The 14,637-nt window shown below is 65.4% G+C and carries 14 protein-coding genes; 3 read left to right on the forward strand and 11 right to left on the reverse strand.

The window, feature by feature from the left end; genetic code table 11:
- Positions 1-28 precede the first annotated feature (28 nt).
- The 3 genes from ACLQ3I_RS01740 to serA all read right to left on the reverse strand — a co-directional run bounded on the left by ACLQ3I_RS01740 (position 29) and on the right by serA (position 3,089).
- Complete coding sequence (locus ACLQ3I_RS01740; RefSeq protein WP_425791571.1) at positions 29-382, reverse strand: GntR family transcriptional regulator; 354 nt, start codon at positions 380-382, stop codon at positions 29-31.
- 104 nt (positions 383-486) lie between these two features.
- A complete protein-coding gene (locus ACLQ3I_RS01745) occupies positions 487-1,497 on the reverse strand; it encodes a 3-isopropylmalate dehydrogenase (protein ID WP_425791570.1) in 1,011 nt (336 codons plus the stop codon).
- Positions 1,494-3,089 carry a phosphoglycerate dehydrogenase gene (gene serA / locus ACLQ3I_RS01750; RefSeq protein WP_425799951.1) on the reverse strand — a complete coding sequence of 532 codons (1,596 nt, stop codon included), beginning with the start codon at positions 3,087-3,089 and terminating at the stop codon, positions 1,494-1,496. The genes ACLQ3I_RS01745 and serA overlap by 4 nt, the downstream gene beginning before the upstream one ends.
- Positions 3,090-3,401: 312 nt before the next feature.
- On the opposite strand from serA, the gene ACLQ3I_RS01755 reads away from it, so the two are divergent.
- Positions 3,402-4,067: a serine protease gene (locus tag ACLQ3I_RS01755; RefSeq protein ID WP_425791566.1), complete on the forward strand. Its 666-nt coding sequence runs from the start codon at positions 3,402-3,404 to the stop codon at positions 4,065-4,067.
- Positions 4,068-4,150: 83 nt separating this feature from the next.
- Here the strand turns inward: ACLQ3I_RS01755 and ACLQ3I_RS01760 are convergent, their stop codons facing one another.
- From ACLQ3I_RS01760 to ACLQ3I_RS01790, 7 genes are all read right to left on the reverse strand, one after another.
- Positions 4,151-4,552, reverse strand: coding sequence for a hypothetical protein (locus ACLQ3I_RS01760; protein WP_425799952.1), 402 nt, complete (start codon positions 4,550-4,552; stop codon positions 4,151-4,153).
- Positions 4,533-5,045, reverse strand: a complete 513-nt coding sequence (locus tag ACLQ3I_RS01765) for a hypothetical protein (protein ID WP_425799953.1) — start codon at positions 5,043-5,045, stop codon at positions 4,533-4,535. The genes ACLQ3I_RS01760 and ACLQ3I_RS01765 overlap by 20 nt, the downstream gene beginning before the upstream one ends.
- 293 nt (positions 5,046-5,338) lie before the next feature.
- Complete coding sequence (locus ACLQ3I_RS01770; protein WP_425799954.1) at positions 5,339-6,631, reverse strand: hypothetical protein; 1,293 nt, start codon at positions 6,629-6,631, stop codon at positions 5,339-5,341.
- Entirely contained in the window at positions 6,628-6,930 is a 303-nt protein-coding gene (locus tag ACLQ3I_RS01775) for a hypothetical protein (RefSeq protein WP_425791558.1), read from the reverse strand. Before ACLQ3I_RS01775 ends, ACLQ3I_RS01770 begins: the two co-directional genes overlap by 4 nt.
- A gap of 149 nt (positions 6,931-7,079) precedes the next feature.
- Positions 7,080-8,093: a ketol-acid reductoisomerase gene (ilvC, locus tag ACLQ3I_RS01780; protein WP_425791556.1), complete on the reverse strand. Its 1,014-nt coding sequence runs from the start codon at positions 8,091-8,093 to the stop codon at positions 7,080-7,082.
- 90 nt (positions 8,094-8,183) lie between these two features.
- A complete protein-coding gene (gene ilvN, locus ACLQ3I_RS01785) occupies positions 8,184-8,687 on the reverse strand; it encodes an acetolactate synthase small subunit (RefSeq protein WP_425791554.1) in 504 nt (167 codons plus the stop codon).
- Complete coding sequence (locus ACLQ3I_RS01790) at positions 8,684-10,642, reverse strand: acetolactate synthase large subunit (RefSeq protein ID WP_425791552.1); 1,959 nt, start codon at positions 10,640-10,642, stop codon at positions 8,684-8,686. Before ACLQ3I_RS01790 ends, ilvN begins: the two co-directional genes overlap by 4 nt.
- A 273-nt stretch (positions 10,643-10,915) precedes the next feature.
- Here ACLQ3I_RS01790 and ACLQ3I_RS01795 point away from each other — a divergent pair, with 273 nt between their 5' ends.
- Together ACLQ3I_RS01795 and ilvD are read left to right on the forward strand one after the other, a co-directional pair.
- Positions 10,916-11,356 (forward strand): PH domain-containing protein, encoded by a 441-nt coding sequence (locus ACLQ3I_RS01795; RefSeq protein WP_425799955.1) that lies wholly within the window; start codon positions 10,916-10,918, stop codon positions 11,354-11,356.
- Positions 11,357-11,540: 184 nt separating this feature from the next.
- Positions 11,541-13,385: a dihydroxy-acid dehydratase gene (gene ilvD / locus ACLQ3I_RS01800; protein WP_425791548.1), complete on the forward strand. Its 1,845-nt coding sequence runs from the start codon at positions 11,541-11,543 to the stop codon at positions 13,383-13,385.
- Positions 13,386-13,429: 44 nt separating this feature from the next.
- Here ilvD and ACLQ3I_RS01805 read toward each other — a convergent pair whose 3' ends face one another.
- Positions 13,430-14,539 carry a DoxX family protein gene (locus tag ACLQ3I_RS01805; protein WP_425791546.1) on the reverse strand — a complete coding sequence of 370 codons (1,110 nt, stop codon included), beginning with the start codon at positions 14,537-14,539 and terminating at the stop codon, positions 13,430-13,432.
- Positions 14,540-14,637: the final 98 nt, after the last annotated feature.

The following is a 14,637-nucleotide window of genomic DNA, read 5'->3' on the forward strand; positions in this document are numbered from 1 at the left end:
CCCACGCTCCGGCCACCCGTCGAATCCCTCACGTCTGCCACCTCTCCCGGATCTCGACCACCAGCACGTCAGGCCTGATGTCCAACCGCCGCGCCACGTCCACGAGCCGATCCATCGCCTCGACGAACTCCGAGCGATCAGGAGCCGCAGCCGTGACGACGGCGCCCCGCCCACGCCGGAGTTCGACGACCCCTTCGTCGCGCAGCAGCTGATACGCGCGCAGCACTGTGTGCAGATTGATGTCGAGGCTCTGGGACAGTTCGCGGGCGGGCGGCAGCCGTTCACCGGCTTCCACCTCGCCGCGGACGATCGCCCCGCGGACCGACGACGCCACCTGTTCGTAGATCGGCGCGCGCGAGGCCTGGTCGACACGGATCAACACATAAAGATCATATAGTTCTATCTCAACTAGAACAATGGATGTAACGAAAACGAACGACCCCCACCCGGATACGTCCAGATGGTGGTCGTCGCCTGCCTTGAGCCCTAGAGGCGCTCGCGGATGCGGCGGCCGATCTCCGCGGTCTTCAGGTCTTCGGACCCGCGCTCGGCCAGGTCGTCGATGACGGCCTTCTCCACCCGCTCCGCGGCATCCGTCTCGCCCAGGTGGGCGAGCAACAACGCTGCGGACAGGATCGCGGCGGTCGGATCCGCCTTGCCCTGTCCTGCGATGTCCGGAGCACTGCCGTGGACGGGCTCGAACATCGAGGGATTCGCCCCCGTCGCATCGATGTTGCCGGATGCGGCCAATCCGATACCACCGGTCACGGCGGCCGCGATGTCGGTGATGATGTCGCCGAAGAGATTGTCGGTGACGATGACGTCGAACCTGCCGGGATCGGTGACCAGATAGATGGTTGCCGCATCCACGTGGCAGTAGTCGGTGTCGACATCCGGATATTCGGCGCCGACCTCGGCGACGGTCCGACTCCACATCGAACCCGCGAAGGTCAGGACGTTCGTCTTGTGCACCAGCGTCAGCTTCTTCCGACGTGCCCGGGCACGCTCGAAGGCGTTGCGCACCACGCGCTCCACGCCGAAGCGAGTGTTCACGCTCACCTCGGTCGCCACCTCGTGCGGAGTCCCGACGCGGATGGCGCCACCGTTTCCGGTGTAAGGACCCTCGGTCCCCTCACGGACGACCACGAAATCGATGTCGGGGTCACCGGCCAGCGGCGAGGTGACACCAGGCAGACGCCGCGAGGGGCGAAGGTTGACGTGATGATCGAGCGCGAAGCGCATGTTCAGCAACAATCCCCGCTCGAGCACCCCCGACGGCACCGACGGGTCCCCGATCGCGCCCAGCAAGATCGCATCGTGCCTGCGCAGCGATTCCAGATCGTCCTCGGTCAGGAGTTCGCCGTTCCGGTGGTAGCGGCGCGCACCGAGGTCGAAGTCGGTGGTCGAGACGTCGGGCACAACGGATTCGAGTACGCCGACGGCTTCCCCGATGACCTCGGGACCGATGCCGTCGCCGGCGATGACGGCGAGTTTCATGACAGATCCACCTGTTCGATGAGAGTTGCGCCCACGGCTTCACCGATGGAGGCGATGAGGTCGTCCTCGAGCGAACCGCTGACGCGCAGCATCACGGTCGCGCCGCCGCCCTCGGCATCCTGGGACAGACCTGCGGCTCGGATGTCGATGCCCGCGTTGCCGAGCAGTGTGCCGATCTTGCCCAGCGAACCGGGCTCGTCGGCATAACTGACGACGAGATTCTGTCCCTCGGCACGGAGATCGAAGTTACGGCCGTTGATGTTGACGATCTTCTCGACGAGGCGGGGCTCGGTCAGGCTGCCGGAGACGTTGTGCACCGACCCGTCGGCGAAGACGGCCTTCACGTCGACCACGCTGCGATGGTTGGGACTCTCCGAAGCCGTGGTCACCTCACTGGTCACGCCACGATCGGCGGCGACGGTCGGCGCGTTCACAAAGGTCACCGGTTCATCGAGCACGGCCGAGAACAACCCGCGGAGTGCGGACAGCCCGAGAACGTCGACATTGTTGGCCGCCAGTTCACCGCGGACCTCGACCACGATCGAGGTCGGCGGCTCCTTGCTGATGGCGCCCACGAGCACGCCTGCCTTGCGCGCGACCTCGAGCCACGGCGCGACCTCCTCGTCGACCACACCGCCGGTGATGTTGACGGCATCGGGCACGAAGTGACCGGCGAGAGCGAGACGGACGCTCTTCGCGACGTCGGTGCCGGCCCGGTCTTGCGCCTCACTGGTCGAGGCCCCGAGATGCGGGGTCACCACGACCTGTGGAAGTTCGAACAGCGGCGAGTCGGTGCACGGCTCGGTCGCATAGACATCGAGGCCGGCGCCCCGCACGTGACCGGACGTGATCGCATCGGCGAGGGCCTGCTCGTCGATCAGGCCACCGCGGGCCGCGTTCACGATGACGACACCCCTCTTGGTGCGTGCGAGCTGCTCCGTACCGATGAGGCCGAGGGTCTCCGGCGTCTTCGGCAGATGCACGGTGATGAAATCGGCGCGTTCGAGCAGCTCGTCGAGACTCACCAGCTCGATACCCAACTGGGCCGCGCGCGCCGGTGACACATAGGGGTCGTAGGCAATGATCGACGTCTCGAAAGCGGCCATCCGGGCAGCGACGAGCTGGCCGATGCGGCCGAGTCCCACCACGCCGACGGTCTTGTCGAAGATCTCCACACCGTTGAACGACGAACGCTTCCAGGCATGCTCACGCAGCGTGGCGTCGGCCGCCGGGATCTGGCGCGCCGCAGACATCAACAGGGCCACCGCATGCTCGGCGGCGGTGTGGATGTTGGAGGTCGGTGCGTTGACCACCATTACGCCGCGCTGCGTGGCCGCGGGCACGTCGACGTTGTCGAGGCCGACGCCGGCTCTGGCGATGATCTTCAAGCGGGGTGCGACGTCGAGTACCTCGGCGTCGACAGTGGTGGCCGAGCGCACCAGGATGGCGTCGGCGTCTACGGCGGCTTCGAGGAGCTTCGGCCGATCGGGGCCGTCGACCCAGCGCACCTCGACGTCGTCTCCCAGCGCCTCAACAGTCGAGGGTGCCAGTTTGTCGGCGATCAGAACGACCGGACGGCCAGCTGAGGTCACAATATTCTCCATGATCGAGGGGCGAAGTGAATGGTGCGGAGACCACCGCGACCCGCTCCGGTGACCGCGACGACTTCCGCGAACAGCTTAGTGGTCGGCCCATCGCCCATTCGCAGCCGGTCTCGACCGCCCGCACTCGGCGCCGCAATTTGCGGGTAGATTGTGATCGGCATTACGGATAGGTTGCAAACCGACCCCGGGTCTATTCCGCGGAGGGCTCAGCGCGGGTGCGGCCCGGTACGGTGTGCTTGGCCCCGAGTGACGTCTCTCGGGGCCGATGGATTTCTTGTGTCTCGAACGAGCGGAGTGTGGATGATGAGGAAGCTGACAGCACTGTTGGCGGTTCTGGCTGCAACGGTGCTGGCCGGCTGGGGGGCCGGCATCGCCCACGCCGCACCGGCAAAGGTCTATCTCGGTGGAGGCTCCGGGATCCTGGTGCTCAAGGGAGGTAGTTCTGCCGCAGCCTGCACCCTGACCACGATCGGTAAGTCGAACACCGGCAAGCTGATCGGTATCACCGCAGGCCACTGCGGCAAGCCAGGCCAGAAGGTGTATTCGGAAACCTTCCAGGACCGGGGACAGGCAGGAACCATCACCTATTCCGCCAGTGACCTCGACATCGCCGTGATCGAGTTCAACCCGGCGAAGGTCGTCCCCTTGCGCACCGTTCGCGGTGTGACCATCCGGTCGGTCGACACGCGACCACTCGCTTTTCCGACGATCGCCTGCAAGGAGGGCCGGACCACCGGCAACACCTGCGGCATCGGCTGGTTCTCCGACGGCGACGCGCACTTCAGTCAGATGTGCGTGATCGAAGGCGACTCCGGTAGCCCCGTGGTGGTCGGTGACCGACTTGTCGGGATGGTGAACGCCTATTACTTCGTGGGCTGCATCGGCCCCGAAACCGGCACCAACATCGGCCCGGTGCTCAAGCGGATCGGATCGCTCCCGCAGTACCGGGGATTCCGGCCGATCTGATAGCTGTCCGACGTATGAAGGAGGCCCCGGGACTTCGGTCCCGGGGCCTCCTTCGTGTACCGCAGTCAACAAGTAGCTATGAATCAGTCGGTTTCGTATCGAATCCCCGGATGCAGCCGCAACCACGCGGAGAGTTCGGCCAGGAACTGTGTCCGAGTCCAATCCTCGACACGGCTGAGCTCGTTCGACGTGAGGCCGTCGATTGCGCGGCCACCGGCGTCCCACTCGTCGATTGCCAGCGCGCGCCGCCTTTCGTACTCGGCAAGCCGAACGCGCCGGTCGACGCAGAACAGTTCGTAGTCGTCAGACCGCCACCGCTCCGGAATGGGCAGCACAGCATTCCTCAGGTGAGCATCGCCCAGGTCCGCAAGCGCATCGCGAATCTGCTCGATGACGCTGGGGTCCATCGCCATCGCCCGCAGTATCTCAACGTACTCAGCGGGAATGCTGCCCGGTTCCGCGCCTTCAGACATCGCGATGCGCACTCGGCACCAGCGAGCCGTCACGCAACCGCCTGATCACCGCCGTGCCTCCGAGTTCTGCCCTCAATTCGGGGTGCCGATGGTAGAAATCGATGAGCCAGAAGGTGGCGGGGCCACCGAGGCACGACTCGTCTACACGGATCTGTTCGTACCGTTCGCCGGGCCGAACCGAGATCCATGCCCCGTTACGCTTGTCGCCCTTCGTGAGAACCGGCCTGACTTCGGTGACGATCCCCCATTCGAGGTCGGTGGCAGTCCGGTGTGAGGGCACACTGATCCCTCGCTCCGACACGACCATCCAAGCGGAATCACCGCTGGCCACCCGCACCGTGTGGCCGATATAGAGGATTCCCACCACGAATGCCACAGGCGGATAAAGGTTCTCGGCCGACTCACTTGCGAGCGAAATGTGCACCGCATCACGCCACGCTCCCACTGCGAAGAGCAACGCACCGCTGCCAAACGTTGCAGTGGAAACCATGTCGAATCCGCGCATCAGAGGGTCACGCCGAATGGTCAGCACACCGTCCCGGAGGAACGCACCAACCGCCGCAGTTGTCATCGTGCGTAGGTGCGCAGATCGAAGAATTTCGCAGACGTCCAGACCCAGTCCACACGCAATCAGTGCGGCGCAGAGAAAGCCCAGTCGCTGACCACCCACCAACCCCACGACACCGATGCCGGCGAACGACGTACCGAGAACGGTGTAGAGCAGTGCACCCGACCAATCGCCGCGTGGTCGCGATGACCACTCTTTCGGTACCGGCAGGAGAAACTGCCGACTCGATGTCACTTGCATACCGCCCGACCGATGAAACTGCCAGCCATCCCGAAGGCAAGACTGCTCCCTGCAGTGATGCCGAAAGTCTTCAATGCACCGGCACCCTCCGGGGCAGCGACCATCATCGCCAAGTCACCGGCAAGACTCACACTGCCCGCTGTGGTCGCCACGCATTTGTCGTAACCATTCTTTGCGTCCGCCACGCTGATCGCGGTTCCGAGAATCGTCAACGCCGGTCCAGCCGCCTTGGTTCCGATGACGAGCTTCTCGGCCTGAGGCGCCGTGAGATACGGAAACCCTTTGGCAACATGGGGTTCCAGCGCGGCCATCCCACCGCCGGCCAAGGCCTGGGCCACGTCCTTGGTCCCCGGGACCTGGACCTGCACGCCATCCACGTCGGCAACTGCCTTGCCGTCCTTGGTCTCTCGCACAACAATCGGCGACTTCCCGTCACGCGTCAGCGTGGTCACGATCGACCCATCGGGGTTGTTCACCTTCGTCGAGACGAGCTTCCCCTTCTCGTTGTACAGGTCGAAGGTGTCCCCGACCCCACCACGATGAGCATCTGTGTAGACCTGCCTGCTGCCATCGAGCATCCGCAGAGTCGTCACCGTCTTCCCGTCCTCGGAAGTCGTGCCCTTGTCGACGACTGTCCCCATCATGTGCTCGGCCAGCTTCTTCTGCTGGTTCTCCCGGCCTCTGGTCGGATCCTCGCCGCGCGTTTCGTCAGAATACGGATCCGTTGTGGCGTCTTTCGGCGCATTCCTGTCGCACCACAACTCTGGCAGTCCGGGAGTCACCGACATGGTTTCCGACCGGATGAAGTTCCCGAGATCGTAGTCGGCATGTCCGAGACTCATCAGATGCGGATTCAACTGATCCTGGAATCCGGTCGCGGCGAGCACCAAGAGCTTCGCCATCGCCGGCGACATGACCTTCTCGCGAACGAGCACCGTCCAGTCGTCCGTCACGTAGAGATCGCCAGATTCGATGATCCGCACCAAATCACTGATCGCTCGATGTTCAGCTGCCAGAGTCGCTCCGAACTTGTGGACGCCGACCTCGACATTCATCCCCAGATTGCCGAAGGTCGAGGTCTGGCCACGAACGCGACCAGCCATGTCGCCGGCAGCGCGGTATGCGAGACCATCCCAGTTCTCGTTGTTGTTGAGACCGGAGATCTCCCATACCACCTCCCAGCCGGCCTGATCGACGGTTTCGGAGGACGACTTGGCCACGTCCACGGCCGGCCCGAGTGAGTCGGGTCGCCACGTCTCGAATACCGGGCGGCTGGGGATCATCGAGCGGATGCAATTCGGTTGAACGCCGCCGCCAACTCATCATCGGTCGCCTCGAACTCGCCGGCAGCGTTGTGAACGGCGCCAGACATCGCCGAGTACGCTTCTGCCGTCCGCTTCAGCGGATCGTGCATCGCGTCAGCCAAGGTCGTCAACGCATATGCGGCGGACGAGCCTGCCATACACGCAGCGATCCCGAGTAGGTCTGCGGGCAGCGACGAATCGCGGATGACGGCCGCCGTCTCCTCCACCGTCCCCGAGAATTCGCGCAAGATCCCCGGATTCACCGTCGTTCCAGACATGTCTCCCCCTGTGCACAGTCCGAATCGAAGTCATGATAGCGGACGATCCATCGCCATCGAGGCATCCATGCTGGAGTCCACAGAAAGCTGTGGCCGTTGCCGCCGGGTTCCGGCGACAACGGCCACAGATCGTTCAGTGAGAGAGGCGCTTACGCGGTCTCGGTGATCGGGCGGTCGACCCAGCTCATGAGATCGCGCAGCTTCTTGCCGGTGACCTCGATCGGGTGCTCGGCGTTCTTCTTGCGCAGGCCCTCGAGCTCGGAGTTGCCGTTCTCCACATTGGCGACCAGACGCTTGGTGAAGGTGCCGTCCTGGATGTCCTTGAGGATGCCGCGCATCCGCTCCTTGGTGTCGGCGTCGATGACGCGCGGTCCCGAGAGGTAGCCACCGAACTCGGCGGTGTCGGAGACGGAGTAGTTCATCCGGGCGATGCCGCCCTCGTACATGAGGTCGACGATCAGCTTGAGCTCGTGCAGCACCTCGAAGTAGGCCATCTCCGGCGCGTAGCCGGCCTCGACCATGACCTCGAAACCGGTCTTGACCAATTCCTCGGTACCGCCGCACAGCACGGCCTGCTCACCGAACAGGTCGGTCTCGGTCTCTTCCTTGAAGGTGGTCTTGATGACCCCGGCGCGGCCACCGCCGATGGCGCTGGCGTAGCTCAATGCGAGGGCCTGGCCCTCGCCCTTCGGATCCTGATCGACGGCGATCAGACAGGGCACGCCCTTGCCGTCGACGAACTGACGGCGCACGAGGTGACCCGGGCCCTTCGGCGCGACCATGCCGACGGTGATGTTGGCGGCCGGCTCGATCAGATCGAAGTGGATGTTGAGGCCGTGCCCGAAGAAGATCGCGTCGCCGTCCTTCAGGTGCGGCTCGATCTCGTCTTTGAAGATCTTGGCCTGCGAGGTGTCCGGCGCCAGGATCATGATGACGTCGGCCCATTCGGCGGCCTCGGCGGCGCTGAGGACCTTCAGACCCTGCTCGGCGGCCTTCTCGCGGGACTTGCTGCCCTCACGCAGACCGACCGCGACATCGACCCCGGAGTCACGCAGCGACAGCGAATGCGCATGTCCCTGGCTGCCGTAGCCGATCACCGCAACCTTGCGGCCCTGGATGATCGACAGATCGGCGTCGTCGTCATAGAACAGTTCGATCGCCACAGTTGGATTCCCTTCGATTTCTGTTGTCCCTCAAAGTCTTGTGTAGTCCTCGAGGGCCTGTGTACTTCTCTGTGCGGCTCGCGCCGTGTGTCAGCGGTTGGCCGACATGCTCTTGGGGCCACGCCCCAGGGTGACCGCGCCGGATTGGGCGATCTCGCGGATTCCATACGGATCGAGCATCCGCAGCAACGCCTCGAGTTTCTCGCTGGTACCGGTCGCCTCGATCGTCAAAGATTCGGTGGAGACGTCGATGACCTTCGCGCGGAACAGGTCGACCACCTCGATGACCTCGCTGCGCACCGACGAATCTGACCGGACCTTGATCATCATCAGTTCGCGGGACACCGAACTCGAGGGGTCCTGCTCCACGATCTTGATCACGTTGATCAGCTTGTTGAGCTGTTTGGTGACCTGCTCGAGCGGGAAATCGTCCACGGTGACCATGATGGTCATCCGTGAAATACCTTTCAGCTCGGTCGGTCCCACGGCCAACGACTCGATGTTGAACCCACGCCGGGAGAACAGACCCGAGACGCGGGCGAGAACGCCCGGCCGGTCCTCGACCAGAACACTGAGGGTGTGAGTGGTGCTCACTTGTCTTCCTTCCCTGCAGATGCGGACTGATTCGCCTGATCCGGACGCGTCATCGTCTCGTGGATGTCGACCGGATCCGATGCGGATTCGTCTTCGTCGAACAGCGGCCGGATGTCGCGGGCCGCCATGATCTGGTCGTTACCGGTGCCGGCGGCCACCATCGGCCAGACCTGGGCGTCGGCGCCGACGATGAAGTCGACCACCACCGGACGATCGTTGATCTCGCGGGCCTTGGCGATGACCTCGTCGACATCCTCTTCACGTTCGACCCGGAATGCCGCGCAACCCAACGCTTCCGCGAGCTTCACGAAGTCCGGGATCATCCGCGAGTGGGTCGCGAGGTCGGTGTTCGAGTAGCGCTCCTCGTAGAAGAGGGTCTGCCACTGCCGCACCATGCCGAGGTTGCCGTTGTTGATCAGGGCGACCTTGATCGGGATGCCCTCGATGGCGCAGGTGGCCAACTCCTGGTTGGTCATCTGGAAGCAGCCGTCGCCATCGATCGCCCAGACCTCGGTGTCCGGCGCGGCCATCTTGGCACCCATGGCGGCCGGCACTGCGTAGCCCATCGTGCCCAGACCGCCTGAGTTCAGCCAGGTTCGGGGCTTCTCGTAGGAGATGAACTGCGCAGCCCACATCTGGTGCTGGCCGACGCCTGCACAGTAGACGGCGTCGGGCCCGGCGGCCTTGCCGATGGCCGAGATGACGAACTCGGGCGACATCGATCCGTCGGCCTGTCGGTCATAACTCAGCGGATAGGTACGGCGCACCCCGTCGAGGTACGTCCACCATTCCGAGATGTCCGGCGCGGCGGCGGTGGTGGCCCGCTCATTGCGGATCGTCTCGATCAGATCGACGATGACCGCCTTGCAGTCCCCGACGATCGGCACGTCGGCGTGCCGGTTCTTGCCGATCTCGGCCGGGTCGATGTCCGCATGGACGACCTTGGCGTTCTGTGCGAATGACGACAGCTGGCCGGTGACGCGATCGTCGAAACGTGCGCCGAGCGTGATCAGCAAGTCACTCCGTTGCAGTGCGGCCACCGCGGCGACCGTGCCGTGCATACCCGGCATGCCCAGGTGCTGCTGATGACTGTCCGGGAACGCCCCGCGCGCCATCAGTGTGGTCACCACCGGGATGCCGGTCAGTTCCGCGAGTTCGCGCAACTCCTCCGACGCGTTCGCCTTGATGACGCCGCCGCCCACATAGAGGACGGGCGCCTTGGCCGCCTCGATCAGCCGGGCCGCCTCACGCACCTGCTTGCCGTGCGGCTTGGTGACCGGACGGTATCCGGGCAGGTCGATCTGCGGCGGCCACGAGAATGTGGTCTGCGCCTGCAGGATGTCCTTGGGGATGTCGACGAGCACCGCGCCCGGACGGCCACTCTCCGCGATGTGGAACGCCTCGGCGATCACGCGCGGGATGTCGGCCGGGTTGCTCACCAGGAAGTTGTGCTTGGTGACCGGCATCGTGATGCCGGAGATGTCGGCCTCCTGGAAGCCGTCGGTACCGATGAGCGCACGCCCGACCTGTCCGGTGATCGCGACAACCGGCACCGAGTCCATCTGTGCGTCGGCCAGCGGCGTCACTAGATTGGTGGCACCCGGACCCGACGTCGCCATGCAGACACCGGCGCGGCCGGTGATCTGCGCGTAACCGGTTGCCGCGTGTCCCGCACCCTGCTCGTGCCGGACCAGGACATGACGAACCTTCTGCGAATCCAGCAGCGGGTCGTAGACCGGCAGGACCGCGCCACCGGGAATGCCGAAGACCACCTCGACACCGAGTTCCTCGAGCGACCGGACCACGGACTTGGCACCGCTGACGCGCTCGGGTGCCACGGTGTGCTGGCCTACCGCCCGCAGGTTTCCGGCCGCGGGTGATTGCTGACGCGGCGCCGTCTCACGGGAGGCATCGGCTCCGGTCGCGGCGTTGGTTCGTGCTGTTGGTGCGCTCACTGCACGTTCCCCATCTACTGGTGTTCTGGTTGTTGACAAGAAAAAACCCCCGACAGCTGGGCTGTTCGAGGGTGGCGCGTCGATGCTTGAGGGTCTACGAAGTGACCGGTCAGGCGACGACGCGCCGGCCGATTACTACGAGAATATTGTGCTGCATCACGCCTTCACGGTAGGACCGGCGCATGTCAAGAGTCAAACCACGGGAAAACGCGTCTCACATTTTGGGAAATCCCTGGTGGGTCGGCGCTGCCGACGAGATGAGACAATGGGAATGTGTCTACCCCATCCGCCGAATCCTCCGACTTCATACCCCCTGAGTTGGAACTGCCCCAGACGTTCCGAATCCAACGGATCGCATATTTCGCCGTCCCCATGATGTTCATCGTCACCGTCATCCTGGCCGGGGCATCACTGGCGTGGCTCGGCTGGACCCTGGTCCTGCCGGTACTCCTCGGCTGGTGGATCGTGCGGATTCGCACGGTGGTGACCGAAGACGGACTGAAAGCGGTGCACACCTTCTCCACGCGTGAGATCGCCTGGAACGAGCTCGACGGTCTGCAGTTCCCGCGGTGGAGTTCGGTGCGCGCGGTACTCGTGAACGGCGCGCGGGTGCGATTGCCCGCCATCACCTTCGCCGACCTCCCCCGGTTGTCGGCAGCGAGCCGGGGACGCATTCCCGACCCCTATGCGGCGGCAACGGCCGACCAGGGCTGACCACCACGAACCCTTCGGTGGCCTCTGATTCGGGCGGAGTAGCCTCGAAACCCGGTGATGCGCACGCATTCGGCTGCCGATGACCTCCACCGCGAAGATCGGGTACGTCGTCCGGCGTCGAGATCACCACCCACTCCACGTCCGCCCGAGCCCAGGCGGGACGACGAACACCGAGGATTTTTGCATGCCAGCTCTGAGGTCCCGAACCACCACCGTCGGCCGCGAAGCAGCCGGTGCGCGCGCGCTCTGGCGGGCCACCGGAATGACCGATGACGATTTCGGCAAGCCGATCGTGGCGATCGCCAACTCTTACACGCAGTTCGTGCCCGGTCACGTGCATCTCAAGGATGTGGGCGAGATCGTCGCCGACGCGGTCCGTGCGGCCGGTGGCGTCCCTCGCGAGTTCCACACCATCGCGGTCGACGACGGCATCGCGATGGGCCACGGGGGCATGCTCTATTCACTCCCGAGCCGCGAGATCATCGCCGACTCCGTGGAATACATGGTCAACGCCCACACCGCCGACGCCCTTGTCTGTATCTCCAACTGCGACAAGATCACTCCCGGCATGCTCAACGCCGCGATGCGCCTGAACATCCCCACGGTGTTCGTCTCAGGTGGCCCGATGGAGGCCGGCAAGGCAGTCGTCGTCGACGGTGTCGCGCAGGCGCCGACCGACCTGATCACCGCGATCTCGGCGTCGGCGAACAGCGATGTCGACGATGACGGGCTGAGCGAGGTCGAACGATCCGCGTGCCCGACCTGTGGGTCGTGCTCGGGTATGTTCACTGCCAATTCGATGAACTGCCTCACCGAGGCGCTCGGACTCGCGTTACCCGGCAACGGTTCGACTCTGGCAACCCACGAGGCGCGCCACGCACTGTTCGAGCGCGCCGGCCGCGTCGTGGTCGACGCGGCCACCCGCTGGTACCGCGACGACGACGAGTCCGTCCTCCCCCGCAACGTCGCTACCCCCACGGCGTTCCGCAACGCGATGGCTCTCGACGTCGCGATGGGCGGGTCGACCAACACCGTGCTGCACATCCTGGCCGCGGCACAGGAAGGCGAGGTCGCCGACTTCGACCTCTCGGTCATCGACGAGATCAGTCGCAACGTGCCGTGCCTGTCCAAGGTCGCACCGAACTCCGACTACCACATGGAAGACGTGCACCGGGCCGGTGGCATCCCGGCGATCCTGGGTGAACTGCGCCGGGCCGGACTTCTCGACGACACCGCCTCCACCGTGCACAGCCCGACCGTCGCCCAGTCCCTCGACGACTGGGACATCCGCGGCGGCAAGGCCATCGACGAGGCCCGGGAGCTGTTCCACGCGGCGCCGGGCGGCGTCCGGACCACCACGCCGTTCTCCACCGCGAACCGGTGGAGCTCGCTCGACACCGACGCCGAGGGCGGCTGCATCCGCGACCTCGCGCACGCGTACACCGTCGAGGGCGGGTTGTGCGTGCTGCGCGGCAACCTCGCCGAGGACGGCGCCATCCTCAAGACAGCGGGTATCGACGAGGATCTCTGGCATTTCGAAGGACCCGCCCGCGTCGTCGAGAGCCAGGAGGAAGCCGTCCAGGTGATCCTGTCCAAGACGATTCAGGCCGGTGAGGTCCTCGTGGTCCGCTACGAAGGACCGGCAGGCGGGCCAGGCATGCAGGAGATGCTGCACCCGACCGCCTTCATGAAGGGCACCGGCATGGGGAAGAAGTGCGGACTGATCACCGACGGCCGGTTCTCCGGCGGATCGTCGGGACTGTCGATCGGTCACATCTCGCCCGAAGCAGCGGCCGGTGGCGTCATCGGCCTCATCGAGAACGGTGATCCGATCCTCATCGATGTCAAGACCCGCCGTCTCGAGGTTCTCGTCGACGACGAGGTGCTGGCCGAGCGTCGCGCCAAGATGGAGGCGTCGGAGCGGCCGTGGCAGCCGAAGGACCGTCAGCGAACGGTCACCACCGCATTGCGCGCCTACGCGAAGTTGGCCACCTCGGCCGACCGAGGCGCTGTGCGCGTGGTCGACTGACCGACGGGATCCGCGGCAGACCCGACCGGCATCACCCGGTCGGGTTACCCGGTCGGGTTACCCGGCGACTCGAACGGATTGGTGCCGTTGAACACCATCCAGACGGCGACGGCGGCACCGATCCCGACGACGAGCAACGCCAGCGAACCCCAGGCCGGTCGTCGCGCCCAGCCACGGGGTGCATCGAGGGAGATCCGGCCCGGACCGGCCAGGATGATCGCCACCGCGCAGGCGCAGACGAGCAGCTCGTACTCGATGCCCGCGCCGTTCGGGTCGGCCGCGAAGAACCAGACCCCACCCGCCAGGGTCGCCTTGTAGGCCGCGGCGACCAGCATCACGCCCAGGACCGCGGACGCGGCGATCGGTGTGAACAATCCCACGACCAGCATGAGACCGCCGAGCGTCTCCGAGACCGCACCCACGATGGCCAGCGGTCGTGCGGCGTCAGGCGTGAATCCGATGGCCGGGTTGGGCGAATTGAGGAGCATGTCCTCGAACCCCGACAGCCGCGGCCCGTTCCACCAGCCGAACAGCTTCTGCGACCCGTGTGCGAGCGCGATCACTCCGACCGCCAGACGCAACACGAGCAGTCCGATGTCGAGAGTGCCGCGGCGTGCCCGGCGCTGCGCGTCGGAGAGATCTTCCTCCGCCGACCGGAGACGTTCATCGGCGACCGCCGGCGCCGCCTCGTACGGTTCCGCGATGTCGGGCCCGGGCGCCGCGGGCACTTCGGCCTCGGTCGGAGCGACCCGGGTGGCCGGAAACGCCGTGAAGTCATCGGTGCGGACGTCCTCGACCGGTTCCGGAGCGGTGCGCGGTTGCGGCGCCGCGAACCGCTGGGTTTCCGCATCGGCGGGATCGTCCGGCCGACGGATCGCCTCGGTCGGCGCCGCCTCGGGGGCGGCCTCGGTCTGCGCGGCCGGCCGGGCGGGCATCGCCTGGGTGTCGAGTTCGTCGGGATCGATGTCATCGAGGTCATCGACTCTCGAGACGCCGGTCCGTTCGGGGAGCGCATGCCGGGCGTAGAACTCGTCCCGGTCACCCGCCGGCACCTGGCGACGACGCATCGAGGCGCCCTCACCCAGGTCTATCTCGCCCGTCGGTTCGTCGTACGGACTGGAACCGCTGCCTGCAGCCATGTCACGTTCGGTCACATGTCCGACTCTATGCGCTGTCGGGCGCACCTCGTTCCAGCAGCACGCGGTGAGTCGAAATCGATCGCCTACTCTGGGTCGTATGCGCAAGGGGTGGC

Origin of the sequence: Gordonia sp. DT101, assembly GCF_049844895.1 — a bacterium.
Lineage (GTDB): Bacteria > Actinomycetota > Actinomycetes > Mycobacteriales > Mycobacteriaceae > Gordonia.